Origin of the sequence: Scandinavium sp. M-37 (assembly GCF_043558715.1) — a bacterium.
Taxonomy (GTDB): Bacteria; Pseudomonadota; Gammaproteobacteria; order Enterobacterales; family Enterobacteriaceae; genus Scandinavium; species Scandinavium vulneris_A.
In genome coordinates this window covers 126685-143777 of record NZ_JBIGIN010000001.1, presented here as the reverse complement: position 1 = coordinate 143777, position 17093 = coordinate 126685, and the positions used below count along the sequence as shown (strand labels likewise).

Below are 17093 nucleotides of genomic sequence, written 5' to 3'. Positions count from 1 at the left end.
GTTTACCTTTTAATAATCATAATTACCCCTTCAGAGAGTGTTATGCGCAGATCCACAGTGGTTTTACTGGGAGCCGTTTGCCTTTTTTCTCCCCTGACCCACGCTGACGAAGACAGCGACGATACGGGCATCAGTGCCAAAGATCTCAAGACGCTATTTTTTAATCATGATGACCGCGTCAAGGTCACCAATCCGACGCAATCCCCATGGGATGCTATCGGCCAACTGGAAACCGCCAGCGGGAATCTGTGTACCGCGACCTTAATTTCGCCACATCTGGCGTTAACCGCCGGACATTGTCTGCTCACACCGCCGCGCGGTAAGCTGGACAAGCCGGTCGCGCTGCGCTTTGTCTCGCAGAAAGGTGCCTGGCGTTATGAAATTCATGGCATCGAAGGCCGGGTTGAGCCTTCGCTGGGTAAACGTCTGAAGCCAGACGGTGAAGGCTGGATTGTGCCTTCGTCTGCCGCACCGTGGGATTTTGGCCTGATCGTTTTGCGTTATCCGCCGTCAGGCATTACCCCGCTGCCGCTGTTTGCCGGGGATAAAGATGCGCTGACCGCCGCGCTGAAAACCGCCGATCGTCAGGTGACGCAATCCGGCTATCCGCTCGATCATCTGGATACGCTGTATACCCATAACAACTGCCTGGTGACCGGCTGGGCGCAAACCACCGTGTTGTCGCATCAGTGCGATACGTTACCAGGCGACAGCGGTTCGCCGTTGATGATCAAAACCGACGACGGCTGGCAGCTGATTGGCGTGCAAAGTTCGGCCCCGGCGGCGAAAGACCGCTGGCGGGCGGATAACCGGGCGATCTCCGTCACCGGTTTTCGGGACAAACTCGAAGCGCTGGCCAATCAGTAATCAACACTGTCGCTGCTGCCGTAACTGCAGCAGCGACGAAATGGGCATCGGTTCGCTGAACCAAAAGCCCTGCAACTGATCGCAACCCGCCAGCCGCAACAGCTTCATCTGTTTTTCGTTTTCCACCCCTTCCGCAATCACCGTCATCCCCAGGGCGCTGGCAATCCGAATGGTGCCGCCCACCAGGGCCGCCGCCTGATCGTCGTTATCCACCAAACCGGCCAATGACTTGTCGATTTTGATAGTGTCGAAATTGAAGCGCCGCAGATAGCCGATGCTGGAATAACCGGTGCCAAAATCATCCAGCGCCACGGCGGTGCCGAGCATTTTCAGATTCGAAATCGCCGCCCGCGCACGCTCCGGATTTTCCAGCACATAGGTTTCCGTGACTTCAAGCTGTAGGCGATACGGCGGAAAGTGGCAGGACTCCAGCACCCGCGCCACTTTGTTTTCAAATTCCGGATCGCGAAACTGCGCCGGGGAAATATTCACCGACAGTTTTAATTCATCGAGCGCCTGCAAATCCGTGCAGGCCCGGCGCAAAACAAATTGACCGAGAGAATATATCAGCCCACTGGTTTCGGCGATGGCGATGAACGCATCCGGTTTCAGTTCGCCTTTTGGCCGTCGCGGCCAGCGCACCAGTGCCTCCACGCCGGTCATCACCTGGGTGCGCGCATCGACAATGGGCTGATACCAGACCTCAAACTCATCGTTTTCCAGTCCGTCGCGGATGTCGTTCTCTACGCTGAGCTGGTATTCCCTGGCGCTGTTCAGCTCCGCATCGTAATGGGTTATGCGCCCTTTTCCGGTAATTTTAGAGTGATACATGGCGATATCCGCCCGGCGGAACAGCTCAGTGCTCGGGCTGCTGGCCAGCGTGCCACTGGCGATGCCGATGCTGGCGCTGATATGAATGGTGCGCTCGCCGAGACGAATCGGATGAGTGAGATAGTCGAGCACGCTTCCGGCAAACGCCGCCGCTTTCTGCCCGGACGCCTCCCCGCTGACGGTCATCGCAAACTCATCCCCGCCGAGTCTGGCCAGCATTCCGCCCGCGGGCACCTGCTGTTGCAGGGTATGCGCAATATGCACAATCAGCGTGTCGCCAACGTCATGCCCGTAGATGTCATTCACATCTTTGAAGCCGTCCAGGTCGATGAAAACCACGGTTTTAAGCGCGTCATCCGCGCGAGGACTGACTTTTTCAAGATGTTCAATCAGCGCGCGCCGGTTAGGCAAATGGCTTAGCCAGTCGGTGAGCGCAATCTCGCGCGCCTGTTTTTCGCCCCGCGCCAATTTGTACAGCCCGAGGCTGCTCAGAATGATGAACAGCAAAATCAGCCCCGCCGCCAGCGCAACGATTTTGCGGATCTCGGGCGAGGCCGCCATTGCTGCTTCCGCCCCCGGCAAACGCGGGTGCCAGTTGAGAAAGGCCATCACTTTGCCGCTCGAACTGCGCAGCGGCACGCTGTAGTCGCTCGTTTTTGCCGGGGTCAGATTCAGATTGTCGATCTGGAAGGTGTTGCCCAAATCTTTCAGAATTCCGGGGTTGAGATGGCGAGTAATGACCAGATAGCGTCGGGTGGCGTCATAAATTTGCAGGCGGCCAGTCATGGGACGGATAAGACCAATCCCGACAAAGGCAATGCCCTCGCGGGTCTCGGTTATCCCGGCGTAGATATTTTTCCCACTGGCAAGATCTGCCGCGTGTTGGGCTACCAGCGCCGCAAAGCCCTCACCAAAAAAATCCAGATTACGTTCATTAAACGGCTGGCTGTGAAACGATCCCCACAGTACCTGGTAATGTTCATCCAGGACGAAGGTGCCGTCGTAGAGATTATTGATTTTGAAGCCCGCCCCCCAGGTATCGTACAGCCAGCGGGTATCAAGCGTGGGCGGATAGACTTTATGTACCGCGTCGTCCCAGATGGCGTTATCCACCACCAGTGATAGCACCCGGTTCACCGAGGTCTGAATGGCACCATCGACGGAAAGCGCTGAACGGTGGGCGTCAATGGCATTGGTTTTGCTGCTGATCAGGTGCTGGGAGAGATATAACAGAGAGACTACAGAAATAATAAGACCGATGCCCGCCAAAAATAGCATCACAAAAAGCGTTCTGGCGGTGGCGATATTACGCCAGCGAGACGGATTAAACATTCGCAACCCTCCTGCAAGTGCTCAGCACTTGGGAAAATGCACCTTGTTTAATTAGCGTAATACAGCCCGCGTTTTTCGCTGCCCGCAAACGCGGGCAGCGTCACATCATGCGAGTTTAATCATCACCATACCGGCGACCAGAAAGACTAGCCCAATCCAGCCTTTGTAATTAAGGCGTTGACCGAACAGGATCCAGCCTGCCGCAAGCGTCGCCACCACGCCAAAACCACCCCAAATTGCGTAGGCGACGGAGAGATCAATCCCTTTTACCGCCTGCGATAACGCGCTGAACGCGGCCAGCACGGCCACCAGCGACAATATGCCATATATCTTGCGACGAAAACCGTCGGAGAATTTAAGGAATATATTGGCGGCAATTTCCAGCACAATCGCAGCGGCCAGCCATGCCCCGTGAACCCACTCAAACTGCGGCATGGTTCACCTCGGCACGCGGGCTTTTTGCTTTGCGGGTGCCTGATTTGATCAACACAATCCCCATGACCAGTGTGGCCAGGCCCGCCGCTTTCATCACGGTCAAACTTTCATCAAATATCAGTACGCTAAACAGCGTAATCAACAATATACCCACGCCTTCCCACAGTGCGTAGGCCACCCCGAGGGCGATTTTTTTCACCGCAAAGGAAAGGAAAATATAAGAAAGGGCAATCATGCCCAGCATTAAAATATAACCGGTATTACCATCGCTAACGCTTGCCCATTTCATAGACAGCGTACCTGTAATTTCAGCGACGATCGCTAAGGCTAATAATATCCAGTAAAACATGGTTCTTCTCCTGCCTGAGAATATAATCCGTTGCAGTTCGCGTCAGACGCAAACCGTAAAAAAGTGATTAAAATTTGGCTCAAACGAAGGAGATGACTATAGCGCAGAGCGCCAGTGCTGCTCACCGGATAGCAAGAAAAAGGAAGGGAAAACAAAAGATTGCGTGGTAGTGCGGGTTCTGAACAACATGTCCATAAAATTACAATTATCCGCGGTGTTGCTTCTCGTCTTTGCGGATGAAAATTGTCCTCAGTAGTTATACACGCCCTAATTCTGGCATAGCGGCACAATAAACTCAAAACCTTTTCAATTCTTTACCGAGGCGGATAAACGGGAATAAGTATGTTCTTAACGCTTACGACATTATAATGTTGTTAAACATTTTATCAGGGAACGTTATGGCAAAGTCGGGCATTACTCTTAATGGATTAAAGATAGTCATCATGCTGGGGATGCTGGTGATTATCCTTGCGGGCATTCGTTTTGCTGCCGATATTGTGGTGCCCTTTATTCTGGCGCTGTTTATCGCGGTGGTGCTGAACCCGGTGGTGCAGCTGCTGGTGCGCTGGCGGATGCCACGCGGGCTGGCGGTCACGCTGCTGATCGGCTTTATCATTATGGCGGCGGTGTTACTGCTGGCCTCGATAGGCACTTCGCTGAACGAACTGGCCCGTACCCTGCCGCAATACCGTTCGTCGCTGATTGTGCCGCTGGAACGCCTCGAACCGTTGCTTCAGCGTTTTGGCATTGAGGTGTCGGTCAATGAGCTGGTTAAATACATCGACCCTAATGCCGCCATGACTCTGGTCACTGGCCTGCTGACGCAGCTCACCAACGCCATGTCGTCAATATTCCTGCTGCTGTTGACGGTGGTGTTTATGCTGTTTGAAGTGCCGCAGCTTCCGGCCAAGCTCCAGCAAATGATGGTCCGCCCGACGGAAGGCATGGCGGCTATCCAGAAAGCCCTCGACAGCGTAAGTCATTATCTGGTGCTGAAAACCGCCATCAGCCTGGTGACCGGGTTGGTGGCCTGGGCGATGCTCGCCGCGCTCGACGTACGCTTTGCCTTTATCTGGGGTCTGCTGGCGTTTGCGCTCAACTACATTCCCAATATTGGTTCGGTGCTCGCCGCCGTCCCGCCTATCCTACAAGTGCTGGTGTTCGGCACGGTCTACGATGCGCTGGTGGTGCTGGCCGGTTATCTGGCAATCAACATGGTGTTCGGCAATATTCTCGAACCTCGGATCATGGGCCGCGGCCTGGGGCTCTCCACCCTGGTGGTATTTTTATCGTTAATATTCTGGGGTTGGCTACTCGGCCCGGTCGGCATGTTGCTGTCGGTGCCGCTGACCATCATCGTCAAAATCGGCCTTGAGCACACCGAGGGTGGACAAAGCATTGCGGTGTTGTTGAGTGATTTGAGTAAATAACAGGACAATAAACGCTTGTAAGCCCGATGGCGCTTATCGGGCCTGCGGTTCGTAGGCCTGGCAAGTGTCAGTGCCGCCAGGCGCTTTATCGTGTCAACGCAAAGCAGAAGTAGCACCTTCACTGCGAGACAGAAATGTCCTGCCGAAGTTCAGAGGATACGCTATCAGAGATCGTCCAAAGTCACACGAACAGGCTTAGGATTACGAAGGTGCTCTTTAACTATATCCACGAGCTCGGCATCTTCATCACTCAGGATATCTGCTTGAACGGCAAACATTCATTGTCAGCGATAAGACGCCACCGCTCAGTGCAAATGAATCACGGTTGAATATCAGCAGAGGCTGGTTGTCATGATCGCGTGCAGAGACGGGATTATGCAGCCACGCATAAAACTCGGCCCGGGCGACGTTCAGTACCCGATAGTGAGTTATGACTCCCCATACAGTGTGGTGATCATTGAAAAAGTGGTATTTCAGTCGGGCTCCCTTGCAAAGTATCGCGCGCCTTATCCTTGAAATCCCGCTCTTCTTCGGTGAGTTTCATTTGCGCCCGTAGCCTCAGTATCCTCCTATGCGCAAACTATCGGGCACGATCATCTACCGAAACAGGGTCAGGCCATTGACGTCAGAACCTTTCTGGAAGATGTGAATTAATCGAGAGTAATTTCCCATTCACCATATTGATGTAACCTCCCAGTTTCAGTTCTGACAAAATTTTGAACACATAGCTGCGGGAAAGTTTTGAACGCTTAACAATGAAGGACGAAAGACTTGTCGCATTGATATTAGTTTCAGTTGAGATGGCCATGTAGCGGTAAATTAAAGAGCGGATAATCTCATAACCCTGCATTCCAATTCTCTCATTGATAATATCTAGCATATAAGCCGTTGAAAATGAAAGCATAGATAATGTATCGATCCGGGTTTTTTCATCTTTATGCAGGAAGTTATCTTCGAATTCTTGACAGGTCATTTTGAGGATGGAAATGTCTTGTTCCACGTAATAATAAAGCGGCACATGCGTCGCATAGGAATTGGCATAACCCAGGATGGTAAAGGGCATCACCGTAAAGAATAGCAACGACTCACTGGTCATATATTTATGGGTGGTGCGTTCAATATCGGGATCCATGCAAAGGCTAAGTCCACCTTCTATCGCAACAATAATCTCGCCTTTCGGGTTGGCAATAACATCCCCTTTTTTGAGGCGGACTGTTTTGCCAACATGCTTGAATTTTTCGAGATCCATCTGCGCCAAGAATTTCTTCTGTTTTGCTCTGATTTTCTCAAAAAGTGTTTTCATTATAAATCAAGTCCCATATTGTATAAATGCGACAACACTTCCTAGAAAGCGCCAAAAAATTGATGTGAGTCATTAAAACTGAATGCAAGTTATGATAGATAGCGCTTTTTTGGTTTATTTTGGATTTGAATTAGCTTGAGTTTTACGCTTTTTAATAATATGCGAGCCTGTTTTTTGTTCTACATAGTGTTTGAGATTTTTGGGGTTTAAGCCATCAGCCGGAACCCTAGGTGACTCATGAATACGCTCGCTGTTATATTCAGCAAGTTAGCGCTCAGAGTTTTCCCGTGTTTTTCACATTGTTCTGTTACGGTTTGCGTAAAGTCTAGAGGCAGCTAAAACATGAATGAATTTGTATTGGCCGATGCGCCATTGAGCGCATTAGGAAATGCCCAGCAGAAATATGGAGATGACACGTGAAAAAAGTGTCAGAAACACCCATAGCAGAAAAGCCGAAATACCGCAGGATAAGGCACACCGTCAGATCGTGGCTGAATGCCCTGTTCTGCTTTAGGTGTCGGTGTCGCTACCCTGCTGCACTACCGGTTCGGTCGGTTGCTAAGATGCAAACGGGCTTATGCTCGCATGTAAGCCCGTCGCTCCTCGTCAATTATATTGCAGTGTCAGCATGCCAACCGCATTCGCGGACCCCGGGGTAATCGTGGCCGCGGTTTTATAATAATTGGCATAGAAGGTGATAGCCTCAGACTCTGACGCCCCACCAGGATTTGCGCTGTCAGTAAAACTGCTGGCTGAACCTTGATCACTAATACTTTGTCCGGCGGCATCTGCGCCATCAGACCAGTCTGCGGCCGAGACTCTGCTAGACTGGAAAAGCGTAATAGTGTTGTTGGGTTTTAAATACGTCCGCGGCAGGGCGGATGTGGAGACACTTAATTGAACGCCTACGCCAGTAGCCGTTGTGCCGGAACCATCATTGGTCAATGCAATAACCGTCCCGTCCTGAGAATCTCCTTCAGTCACAGCATTCACCCCTGTGAGCCCGAGGGTCACATTTGTTCCGGCCACGCAGCTGAGGCTGACATTTTGTGGCGGCCCTTCAACCACTGGTGAGCTGTTAAATGCTGATACATCGATATCGCCCATGGCGAAATTCACTTCCGACACTGAGGCCGAACATCCCATGGCGATAACCTGAACATCTGTCGCCGTGAGAAAAAGCTCCGAGGCATTATCGCCGTCGTTACTGCTACTTTGTCCCTCGCGAAACTCTACTGTTGCAAGCTTGCCGATATCAGTTATCGAGCCACTGGTTATTGGTCCTCCAGTGGCCACCAACTGCACGCGGTAGGATGAATTATTGAGGGTGTGATCGCTTTCACCATCTCCCTGCTGCCACGAATTATCGATAATACGTTCCATGTCGTATGGACCTGCCTGGTTTAAGGTATAGGTTCGGATACCAATCCCCGGTAACGAGGTCGGAAAAACGCCGTCTAAGACCGGCGATACACCAGCCAAATGCGTCATATTGTAGTGAAATCCTACGTAGTAATTATTACTACAGTTTTTAATCGTTAATTCACCATCGTTTCCTGAAATATAACCGGAGTCATAAAGTATTTCTCCTCCACTGTAATTTTTACTACTGACCAAAATTTGTGATGGTAAGGAAATTGTACTTATAGTCGGGTGATCATCGCTATTGTCACGATTACATTTTGCCTGCGCTAGTTGGGGAATAATTCCCAGCAATAGCACTATGGCATAAAGATATTTTGACACGTTCTCTGCCTTTAATTATGGTGGTTAATTATACATAACGTTCAGGGTAATGGCACTGCTGAAGGCACCGGGTGTCGGACTTCCATGCGGGGTGTACATCCTTGATTCAAAGGTCATGGAGCCGCTATGGTTAGCATCAATTTCGACCGGATAATTCACTCCGTTTGCCAGTGCAACGCCGTTGAGTGGGTGGTCATGATCCCTGATGAAAAGTTGTAACCCGACATCTGTCGCACCGCCAGACTGGACAGTAACCTGGTTGGCATAAATAACCGAACCGTATGCCTGATCTTCATAATAAGGTGTTCCGGAGAATGTAATGGTTGCCTTACTGAGTCCCGCAGTGCAGCCATCAAAAGCAATTGTAACCGGGACATTGCCTGTATTTCCCCCAGCAACGGCGAAATCTTTCCAGTAATATTTACCTAAGTCGACGATTTCAGGTTTAGTCACATTACAGGTTCCGTCAATAATATTCCCAGTGACATTGAAATGAAGAATGTCCTTGTCACTGACCGCCAGTCCTTGAGAAATAGGGACACTCATCAGTAACAAACCCAATAAATAGTGTCGTAACACAAGGGGTATGAATTTCAGTGCATAGTCTGGCTGATGTAAATAAGACATTAGTTTGCCCCCGCAACAGGCGTACAGATACTATTTATAAACAGAATATCGGCATGGGCGGTAGCATTTGCCAATGAGTAATCCACCGAGCACTCGCGGTTTACATCCTCTCCCCACTTCACCTGTAGGTGTCCTTTATCGGCAAGTCCGACCAGATATACCTCTCCCCCTTCACCCACGATACTGCTGCGAGTTTCCACTGTATCGTCATTCAATTGGGTGACGACCGCACCAAACGGTACTGGTTTGTTGTTAAAGCTCAGGGTCATCATTGCCTTACGGCCAATCCAGGTGCTGTATTTCACTCGCACCACGGCCCCTTTTGTCGGCACGACGGTCTTGCTAACGTTATCAATCGCCGCATTCGTGGCATCGTTGTCAACCGTATTCAGTGAAATCTGATTGGTGTGATACGGACGCACGAATGGCACAACCGCGTTACCAAACATATCGGTATGCACGTTGGTCTGACCGCTCACCGACATCCCAGAAACCCCTGGCGTTTCAACTAACGCCACGCTGTCATTGAGCTGACGGCCAAGGGTAATGCCATCGCTATGTGCAATCATCCCACCGCGCAGACTGTAGTTCAGACGACGGCTGTAATTGTCATAGCTGTATCCGGCAGAAACATCGGCATAGTTGCTCTGGTAACCGACGCTCACGTTACCATTAGTGGCTTGCGAATCCGCGTTATAGCCCTCTGAAACCTGCCAGCTCAATTGATTGTCCTTCAGTGCAGAGCCAGAAATACCCATATTATGCGTGGTGTCGCCATTCTTGCTGCTGTTCATGGCATAGTTTACCGACATGGACTGTGCCAAGTCGCTGTGGCTAAAGGCGCTAAACGGTACGCTCAGGTTGAGCGAAAAAACGTCATCGTTTTCACCATCATCCTCCGTCTCATTGCTGTATCCGGAAGCGTTTTTCGTGTGCGCATAGTTCAACGAATACGAAACGGGTCCCCATGCACTACTAAAACCGACATTCAACGAGTTGGCATGTTCGCTGTTCCAGTACGACTCATCAAACATACTCAGAGATAAGGTACCGAAAGACATATTTTGTGAAATAGTCACGTCATAACGGTTACGTTCGCGACCATCATTTATCGAACTGTTGTCTGCATCCCAGTTATTCAGGAAGTCCTGAAATGAGAGATAACCACGGGTCGAAAATTTGTAACCGGCAACAGAAACATCAGTATTGGTCTGCTGCAAAGTTTTACTGTAGCGGACGCGATAAGACTGGCCGTTGCGATGTTCTTGCTGGTGCATATTGTTCGGCTGCGGAATATCCGCCCAAGATTGCGAGGCATCAATTGAGAGTGCTCCGGCACTGCCCATATTGAAACCAGTGCCAATAATCAGGTTGGAATATTGGTCTTCCGCCTGAATATATCCCCCGTACAGCGTCACCCCTTTTCCTACGCCCCAGGCAGCAGAACCCTGCACAAAGTTAAACTCTTTAGCATCGGAGCCATCCTGGCGGGTCTGGCCCGCCACCAACCCATACTGGACCTGCCCTTCACGCTGCAAAACTGGCAGTGTGGCGTATGGCACGATAAAGCTGTTTTTCGTTCCATCAGACTCTTTAACCACCACTCGCAGATCACCAGAACTGCCGGTAGGGTACATATCATCAAATTCAAACGGACCAGGCGGCACAGTGGCTTTATAGATACTGTGCCCATTCTGATAGACCGTCACTTCGGCATTACTTCTGGCGATACCCCGGATAACAGGTGCAAAACCTTGCATGCTGTCGGGTTTCATATCGTTATCGGAATAGAGTTGCACGCCGCTAAAACTCACGCTGTCAAAGATACCGCCCCGGGTGGTACCCTGTCCCAGCATCATCTGACTTTTCAGCGACTTAATATCGCGTGATACGTAGGTATAGATAGAATCCCAGTCGTTTTCATTCTGAGAATGGGTATAGGTCGAATAGTTGCGGAAACGCCAGGCACCGATATTCAACCCAGGTTGCAGGCTGACAAACTGGTTACTGCTGTCAGTCCCGCTGCGTTGATGCAAATCCTGCTGTCCCGACATGTTGTAGTTAAGTAGGCCCGCAGTAATTCCTTCATCCCAGCGTTCCGGTGAGACATACCCACGAGCAGTATTAAGCATGGCGACTTGCGGGATCGTCAAATCATAGCGCTGTTGGCCTAAATCCATTCTTTCCTGCAATTCAGGGATGGCATAAAGGTCAATGCATTCATTCTCTTTATCTTTATCGGTGAAGTAGCTGCTGACCCGAACGTTCCATGCTTTAAGTTGAGCTATGCTCAGACATGCCCCTATATCGCGAGATGCGGAGTCTTTCTTGCCGTGAGTCAATGTCCGAAACGAAATCGTTTTGGTATCAACAAGGCTACCATTGATATAAATATCAACATTGTAATCACCTGGCGGTACCTCATCTTTGGCAAACAGGCTCAGGTCCATTGTTGGCGCACTTGTGCTTTCCGTTTCCAAAAGATGAGGATCGAAATATTCTTTCGCTGATACGCTAGAGATATTAAAGGCAATGCTGAGCCCCAGCCCTAAAAAAAGGACATGGGTATGCTTAACTTTTTCCATTTTAACCCTGTATCCTTTGCGGATACTTTTATGACTTATTAATAAGTTGTGACGTAATCCTGACCTTTGACGCCATAGTCGTTAATAATCGACCAAGTTATTTTTCCATGTGGTGCTATTTTCCCTTCTGAAATACTCAGCACAGAAAATGGAGCGACAAAATATTGTGCGTTCAAATGTTTGTTATTGACATCAATACTGGAGAAGTTCATATAAAATGGGGTTGGGTTATTGACCTGCAGACTGGTCCCTGTAGATTTCCAGAACAGTTTGTTGGCACTATTTTCGGGGCGTTTCCCTTTCATCGCCGCAGGTCGATAAATCAGTTTTATTTTTGAGTTAATCGCAATTTGCATGGTGTTCTTATTAGCAACGTCCTCCGACGCCGGGATCCCTTTAACATTCAGCCATAACATAGACTCCCTGTCTTCCTGTACTGGCAAACCGGAACGGACAATACGGATCGAGGCTTTTTTACCGGCCTCTAAGCGAAATAATGGCGGTGTAATAATCATGCTCTCTTTTTTCAGGCTTCCGTTATCTGCCTGACTCACCCAGGTTTGGACCAGGTTAGTGACCTTATCCGAGTTTTCTACAGAGATTGAGGCTGCCTGATGGGTACCATCAAACACTACACGCGTTCCACCTACAACAATACTGGCGGCAGCATGAAAGCTCATGGCGCTGGTTGCACATAAAAGAAGGGCTGCTATTGGTTTCATAAATTACTCGCAAACAAAAAGGAGGGTCGCCCCTCCTGCAAAATTAGTTATAACGGACGTTGTACGTAAGGACAGATTTCACATCGCCGGCAACGGCCAGACCTGTAGCAATCATCTGCGCGGTATAGGTCTCACTGGCATTTCCGGAGCTTAGATCGATTTCATCATTATCCGCATTGTTTTCGACAATCGTGCCGTTAGAGCCGCCCTGCCTCAGCTGTACGGCGACATTGGTTGCAGCACTAACACCGGCCGTATTTTTGAAGTACGACTGATCATTGGCGTCAGTATCAACCGGGCCTGAAAACACGATGTCTGCAGAGGTGGACGTTGGACATTCGGTGAGATCAAAAATGAACTGCTTTGGTGCGCCCAGATCTCCTTTCTGTGCCAGATCCGCGGCGACCGTTGAACCCAAATCGACAGTGGCTGTTGCTGTGCCACCGTCTACCGCAACGTTACATCCTGAATCCAGAACCGTACCATTAAACGTGATGGTGTTTGATGCCTTGGCGGCACTTACGCTGCAGAAAGTTAGAATGATTGCAGCACCAATTTTAGTAATCTTCATTTTATTTCCTTGCTGGATATTATATTAAATAACTATCAAAAATTTCGCCCACGTTAAAGACGACAAAACACATTAGTGAATAGATCACTATTGTGATTAGCTATCTTTATATTTAATGAGGGTGGTTAGAATTCGGGGAAAATAATACGCGAGTGGATAATTGACGTCCAGTCTACTATTAGACTATCCCTGTCAATCTCAGCCAAGTTTGTTTAAATTTAATTTTTTAACATAAACATCAAATACGTAACAATTGTTTTTTTGTATTTCCTCACGACACTCCTCATCCATTAATAGACTGTCCAGGTTTTTTGTTTTTATATATACTCTCCAACATTGAACGAAAAATTACCGAGGGTTGTATAGTAAATGAATAGACCGACAGCATCTGAGACATTAGATGAGGCATGGTATTTAGATGTGTCGTTTGATGAGTATATTCAGCTTATTATAGAGCAGATGGCGATTGAAAAAATTTCATTCGAATGCGAAATCCATGAGATGCGTTCTTTACTCATCGCGAATGGTATTGATCAAACTGCCGTCATCCATCATGACGTCATTAGCGATAAAATTTACGAACGGTTACTTCGATATAGGCTGGGATATTGTGGAGCGATGCAAGAGAACAAAAAACTCATACGGGCGTACAAGTTTCGCCGCAAGTTTCTTAAAATGATAGAAAGAAGATAGGCTCATCTTTATCTTAACTTTAAATTTGTGACGACAGCGAGGGAAATGGAGAAGCTATGACTCTAATCAGTTTATTAACCTTACAAGAAATTGATGCAAAATTTAAAGATGTTAGCGTGGTTAATCATATGCAGGAGTTTTTCGGAAAAGGGGTGCCAAGGTACTATAAAAAGGGAACATATATCACCTTGTGGAGCAATGAGATACTGATAATCACATCGGGAGAGGTGATTATATTACCCGATACGGAGGAAGCATGCGCTTTGGGAAGCACTTTCGATTATATGCCTATTGGATTTATTGAACGTTATAATGGCGCGCTCTCTCTGCTTTATCGCGTTGAAAAAGATACTGAGGTGATGTCTCTGAGCTATCAGGAATTTGATGAAGTGATTAAGACATCTCCATTTGGCGTGAGATATCTCAGTAAACTCATGGCTTATCTCACATCCTCCTTGATTTATATTAATTACGAGCGAGGGTCCGGAACAAGCTATCATACTATAAGGGGGTTACTGTACCGCTACCAATACAAATATGAAGGGAATGTCAGTAATGCAGAAAGCCTGGCAAAGTTTATCCTGCAAAGATCAGGACTATCCCGAAGTTATGTCTTTAAAATCTTATCAGGGCTTAAAAATGGCGGCTACATTACGTTAAAAAATGGAAGGATGCTGACGATCAATAAAGCGATACCAAAGAAATTCTAATCTTATTGTACAGAAGTGGTTTACAGTATTTGTATTGGTTGGTAGTGACGCGTTCGTCTGTTAGTCAGATATTGCTTCGGCTGTAAGAACAACTGAATATTTCACTTCTGCATCGAAAAACGAGGATGTATTAATCTGACCGAGGCAGGAAAGCAACTTTATGACGAGATCGTCCCCGCTATTGAACAACTCAAGAGCGCAGTAACTGACATTGCTAAGCAAATACGATGGGTGACATTTCAGATTTGGTCAGAGGGAACATTACCGCATAGTCTTAACACCGGGCGCTTTATCGTCGCCACTCGGTTGAAAATTGGTTATCATCCGCTCCCACTTCCCCGTCTGGCAGCCTGATGTCTACGATTATCGATACCTTTATTGCCCCGCCGTGCCACGACGAGATTGAGATCCTCTGGCAGGACGAACACCTGCTGATTATCAATAAACCCAGCGGGTTGCTCAGTCTTTCGGGGAAGAATCCGCAAAATCTCGATTCGGTGCATCACCGGCTGGTACAGCTTTTTCCCGGCTGCACCCTGGTTCACCGCCTTGATTTTGGTACATCCGGGCTGATGGTGATTGCACGCAATAAGGCGATTAACGCCGCCCTCTGCCAGCAGTTCAGCCAGCGCAGCGTGACCAAAATTTACCGGGCGCTGCTGTGCGGCCATCTGGCCGACGACGAAGGGGTGATAGATGCGGCGATTGCCAAAGATCCGGCCCTGTTTCCCCTGATGTCGATTTGCGCTATCCACGGCAAGCCCGCCCGCTCCCGCTATCGGGTCGTGGAGCGTCTTTATCAGACGCAGGAAAACGGAACGGAATTGGCGTTAACGCGGGTGGAACTGACCCCGGAGACCGGGCGGACGCATCAGCTACGCATTCACTGCCAGCAGTTGGGCCACCCTATTTTGGGTTGTGATTTGTATGGCGGAAAACGGCTGCCCGGCAGCGAACAGATCTCACGTCTGATGCTGCACGCCAGCGAACTGCATTTTGTTCACCCTGTCAGCGGCGAGCCGATTGACGCCCGCCATGACAGTCCGTTTTGAACGCGTATTTACCACATCAAATCATCAGGCACTTTAAAGTCAGCGTACGGATCGTCTTCGTCCTGCTCTTCCTGACTTAGCGCGCTGTTTAACACAATACTGCTGGCATCGCGCTGGGCAATCTTATCGGCTACGCTGGCCGGAATAATGGCGTAGACAGGATCGGCACTGCCTTCGGCTACCAGACGCGCAATCGCGAGACGACCGCTGATCAGCTGTGCCTGGGTCAGCTTATCGACCACCACTTTTTTAATCAGATTATTATCGGTGAAGTTAAAATCAATATTGCCTCGGGCAATGGTGATTTTATTCATTTCAATCAGTTGCTTCACCTGGGCTTTATATTCTTTTGATAACGCGGCTTGTTTTTGTTGCTCGCTGAGCAGTTTGTCGCGCTCAAGCTGGGCCTTCTTATTCTCTTCGACAGCCTCTCTTGCCTCACGCGCCTGTACGCGTGATTTTTTGGCCGTTCGTTGAACTTTGGCCATTTTTTTGCTGGAGACTAATCCCGCTTTGAGCATCTGCTCTTGTAAGGTGAGTTTTGTCATTGTCGTGTCTAAACCGGTTGAATATTTCCCGGGATTATACCTGTATTGTGCGGCGCGGCGCCAGTTTGCAGGACAGGTTGCCGGAGCCATTGCTCCGGCCTGTTTCGGGCTGCGGATTATCCCTCTTCAACCAGACTTTCTATTTTTGCCCCCGCGCGGCGGGCGGTTGCGGGCAGGATATCCAGTTTGCTGACATAGCCGTCGGGATCAAGGCCGCGATTGCGCGCCCTGGCCTGCTGGAGAATTTCCTCATCCCAGTACAGACGTTTGCGCTGATCGCCCTGGGTGGTGAGTATCCATTCCGTGCCGCCGTCGACCGCGCGATAACGTCGCCAGCTATTGGCCGGGATAGAGACTATCGACCGTTCCGGGGCAATAACGCTGACCTCTTCCCCTGCCTGATTCCAGGTGACTTCCAGCGTGCCTTTGAACACCATAATCACCTGTACGTCAGGGCAAAGATGACGCCCAACCTGATGCTCAGCCTGCAAACGCAGCCACTCGACGGAAAAACCGTGCGGCTGGGTGAGCGGCGGCGCACTGTGTTTATCCTGCGAGATGCCATAGCCAATCACCGGGGCTATTTCCCCCCCATGCCCCGGCAGAACCGCATCCAGCAGCCCTTCTGACGACCATTGGCGCGCTTCGCCCGTCACCGCCCGCTGGCGCATCTCCTCAACGGAGTAGTCACGTAACGCGGCAATCTCCTCGGCGGCCAACGGGGGCAACAGTGCGGAGGGCTCAGGCAGAACATCCCCTGCGTTGACGTCGATCAGCATGTTATCTTTGCTCAGATAAAGCCCATGCTCGCTGGCGGCTTCGAGAATGGACGGGTGCCATATGATGCCCCCGGTATTATTGCCGCCCAGCACGGTGTAAACCATGCCACAGGTATCTTCCTTGCTGACGTTGGTAAAGCCGCGGAAAATCCAGGTCGGGATGCTGAGAATAGCCGGGGCGCTGAATTCCGCTTCATGCTCGCCGTTCGCCCCCCAGCGAAAACGCCAGCTCCCTTCATGAATCAAGAAGACCTCGGCGGTAAAATGCAGGTGTAAATTATTGGTCACTCCCTTCGGCATTGCCGCCGCACCGATGTTAAACCCGTGGGGTTCAGGAATATTCACCACCTGAGAGGAAGACTGCGTCACGCCTGGACCAATAAACGAATAGTTCTGCTTTAGATGAGAGCCAGGCAGCTTGCAGTCGATAAAGGCCAGGTTGCAGGAAACCATGTCTTGCGGGGCGACCAGGCGACTCCGGGCCTGAGCAGAGGTTAAGGTTATGGATTTCAT

16 protein-coding genes and 2 pseudogenes are annotated in these 17093 nt (G+C 49.7%); 5 read left to right on the top strand and 13 right to left on the bottom strand.

Translation table 11 applies throughout. From position 1 onward, the window contains the following. Window positions 1-42: 42 nt before the first annotated feature. On the top strand, window positions 43-867 hold the full coding sequence (locus ACG0Z5_RS00750) for a trypsin-like serine peptidase (protein ID WP_394444843.1): 825 nt from the start codon (window positions 43-45) through the stop codon (window positions 865-867). Here the strand turns inward: ACG0Z5_RS00750 and ACG0Z5_RS00745 are convergent, their stop codons facing one another. The 3 genes from ACG0Z5_RS00745 to mdtJ all read right to left on the bottom strand — a co-directional run bounded on the left by ACG0Z5_RS00745 (window position 868) and on the right by mdtJ (window position 3814). Continuing rightward, window positions 868-3030, bottom strand: coding sequence for an EAL domain-containing protein (locus ACG0Z5_RS00745; protein ID WP_394444841.1), 2163 nt, complete (start codon window positions 3028-3030; stop codon window positions 868-870). A 105-nt stretch (window positions 3031-3135) separates the two neighbouring features. Further along, on the bottom strand, window positions 3136-3465 hold the full coding sequence (gene mdtI, locus ACG0Z5_RS00740; protein WP_319786728.1) for a multidrug/spermidine efflux SMR transporter subunit MdtI: 330 nt from the start codon (window positions 3463-3465) through the stop codon (window positions 3136-3138). Further along, the gene (mdtJ, locus tag ACG0Z5_RS00735) at window positions 3452-3814 is read right to left on the bottom strand and encodes a multidrug/spermidine efflux SMR transporter subunit MdtJ (RefSeq protein WP_319786727.1); all 363 of its coding nucleotides are present in this window, start codon (window positions 3812-3814) and stop codon (window positions 3452-3454) included. Before mdtJ ends, mdtI begins: the two co-directional genes overlap by 14 nt. 398 nt (window positions 3815-4212) lie before the next feature. Between mdtJ and ACG0Z5_RS00730 the strand changes: the two genes are divergently transcribed. Beyond that, the gene (locus ACG0Z5_RS00730) at window positions 4213-5244 is read left to right on the top strand and encodes an AI-2E family transporter (protein ID WP_394444840.1); all 1032 of its coding nucleotides are present in this window, start codon (window positions 4213-4215) and stop codon (window positions 5242-5244) included. 164 nt (window positions 5245-5408) lie between these two features. Here the strand turns inward: ACG0Z5_RS00730 and ACG0Z5_RS00725 are convergent. From ACG0Z5_RS00725 to ACG0Z5_RS00690, 8 genes and pseudogenes are all read right to left on the bottom strand, one after another. Beyond that, window positions 5409-5536: pseudogene (locus ACG0Z5_RS00725) on the bottom strand (type II toxin-antitoxin system RelB/DinJ family antitoxin); the annotation flags it as partial. Window positions 5537-5538: 2 nt separating this feature from the next. Beyond that, window positions 5539-5821, bottom strand: a pseudogene (locus ACG0Z5_RS00720) (IS3 family transposase); the annotation flags it as partial. Between the two features lie 48 nt (window positions 5822-5869). After that, window positions 5870-6547, bottom strand: coding sequence for a helix-turn-helix domain-containing protein (locus ACG0Z5_RS00715; protein WP_394444839.1), 678 nt, complete (start codon window positions 6545-6547; stop codon window positions 5870-5872). Window positions 6548-7153: 606 nt separating this feature from the next. After that, on the bottom strand, window positions 7154-8293 hold the full coding sequence (locus ACG0Z5_RS00710) for a type 1 fimbrial protein (protein WP_394444838.1): 1140 nt from the start codon (window positions 8291-8293) through the stop codon (window positions 7154-7156). A gap of 24 nt (window positions 8294-8317) precedes the next feature. After that, window positions 8318-8920: a fimbrial protein gene (locus ACG0Z5_RS00705; RefSeq protein WP_394444837.1), complete on the bottom strand. Its 603-nt coding sequence runs from the start codon at window positions 8918-8920 to the stop codon at window positions 8318-8320. Further along, window positions 8920-11505: a fimbria/pilus outer membrane usher protein gene (locus ACG0Z5_RS00700; RefSeq protein ID WP_394444836.1), complete on the bottom strand. Its 2586-nt coding sequence runs from the start codon at window positions 11503-11505 to the stop codon at window positions 8920-8922. The genes ACG0Z5_RS00705 and ACG0Z5_RS00700 overlap by 1 nt, the downstream gene beginning before the upstream one ends. 38 nt (window positions 11506-11543) lie before the next feature. After that, a complete protein-coding gene (locus tag ACG0Z5_RS00695; RefSeq protein ID WP_394444835.1) occupies window positions 11544-12227 on the bottom strand; it encodes a fimbrial assembly chaperone in 684 nt (227 codons plus the stop codon). A 43-nt stretch (window positions 12228-12270) separates the two neighbouring features. Continuing rightward, window positions 12271-12798: a fimbrial protein gene (locus tag ACG0Z5_RS00690; protein ID WP_394444834.1), complete on the bottom strand. Its 528-nt coding sequence runs from the start codon at window positions 12796-12798 to the stop codon at window positions 12271-12273. 369 nt (window positions 12799-13167) lie between these two features. Here ACG0Z5_RS00690 and ACG0Z5_RS00685 point away from each other — a divergent pair, with 369 nt between their 5' ends. From ACG0Z5_RS00685 to ACG0Z5_RS00675, 3 genes are all read left to right on the top strand, one after another. Further along, on the top strand, window positions 13168-13491 hold the full coding sequence (locus ACG0Z5_RS00685; protein ID WP_394444833.1) for a hypothetical protein: 324 nt from the start codon (window positions 13168-13170) through the stop codon (window positions 13489-13491). A 56-nt stretch (window positions 13492-13547) separates the two neighbouring features. After that, window positions 13548-14201 (top strand): helix-turn-helix domain-containing protein, encoded by a 654-nt coding sequence (locus ACG0Z5_RS00680; protein WP_394444832.1) that lies wholly within the window; start codon window positions 13548-13550, stop codon window positions 14199-14201. Between the two features lie 353 nt (window positions 14202-14554). Continuing rightward, window positions 14555-15253, top strand: a complete 699-nt coding sequence (locus tag ACG0Z5_RS00675; protein WP_394444830.1) for an RluA family pseudouridine synthase — start codon at window positions 14555-14557, stop codon at window positions 15251-15253. An 8-nt stretch (window positions 15254-15261) separates the two neighbouring features. Here ACG0Z5_RS00675 and ACG0Z5_RS00670 read toward each other — a convergent pair whose 3' ends face one another. Both ACG0Z5_RS00670 and ACG0Z5_RS00665 read right to left on the bottom strand, forming a co-directional pair. After that, the gene (locus tag ACG0Z5_RS00670; protein ID WP_319630443.1) at window positions 15262-15801 is read right to left on the bottom strand and encodes a DUF2058 domain-containing protein; all 540 of its coding nucleotides are present in this window, start codon (window positions 15799-15801) and stop codon (window positions 15262-15264) included. 116 nt (window positions 15802-15917) lie between these two features. Next, on the bottom strand, window positions 15918-17093 hold the full coding sequence (locus tag ACG0Z5_RS00665) for a cupin (protein ID WP_394444829.1): 1176 nt from the start codon (window positions 17091-17093) through the stop codon (window positions 15918-15920).